This window comes from Serratia bockelmannii (assembly GCF_008011855.1).
Taxonomy (GTDB): domain Bacteria; phylum Pseudomonadota; class Gammaproteobacteria; order Enterobacterales; family Enterobacteriaceae; genus Serratia; species Serratia bockelmannii.
This window is the reverse complement of record NZ_VOUX01000016.1, coordinates 1-939: the sequence shown is the minus strand read 5'-3', so window position 1 is coordinate 939 and position 939 is coordinate 1. Positions and strand designations below refer to the sequence as shown.

Here is a 939-nt window from a genome sequence, read left to right as displayed (position 1 = left end):
CCTTAAAGGCCCAGGGAAGACTCATCTTGAGGCAAGTTTCGCGCTTAGATGCTTTCAGCGCTTATCTTTTCCGCACTTAGCTACCGGGCAATGCCATTGGCATGACAACCCGAACACCAGTGGTGCGTTCACTCCGGTCCTCTCGTACTAGGAGCAACCCCTCTCAATCTTCCAACGCCCACGGCAGATAGGGACCGAACTGTCTCACGACGTTCTAAACCCAGCTCGCGTACCACTTTAAATGGCGAACAGCCATACCCTTGGGACCTACTTCAGCCCCAGGATGTGATGAGCCGACATCGAGGTGCCAAACACCGCCGTCGATATGAACTCTTGGGCGGTATCAGCCTGTTATCCCCGGAGTACCTTTTATCCGTTGAGCGATGGCCCTTCCATTCAGAACCACCGGATCACTAAGACCTACTTTCGTACCTGCTCGAGCCGTCACTCTCGCAGTCAAGCTAGCTTATGCCTTTGCACTAACCTCACGATGTCCGACCGTGATTAGCTAACCTTCGTGCTCCTCCGTTACTCTTTGGGAGGAGACCGCCCCAGTCAAACTACCCACCAGACACTGTCCTCACCCCAGATTATGGGGCCGAGTTAGAACATCAAACATTAAAGGGTGGTATTTCAAGGATGGCTCCACGCAGACTGGCGTCCACGCTTCAAAGCCTCCCACCTATCCTACACATCAAGGCTCAATGTTCAGTGTCAAGCTATAGTAAAGGTTCACGGGGTCTTTCCGTCTTGCCGCGGGTACACTGCATCTTCACAGCGAGTTCAATTTCACTGAGTCTCGGGTGGAGACAGCCTGGCCATCATTACGCCATTCGTGCAGGTCGGAACTTACCCGACAAGGAATTTCGCTACCTTAGGACCGTTATAGTTACGGCCGCCGTTTACTGGGGCTTCGATCAAGAGCTTCGCCTTGCGGCT

The 939-nt window shown here is 53.4% G+C and carries 1 rRNA gene; it reads right to left on the bottom strand.

Annotated features, from left to right (window positions below):
* Positions 1-939: ribosomal RNA gene (locus tag FOT55_RS12490) — 23S ribosomal RNA — on the bottom strand; the annotation flags it as partial.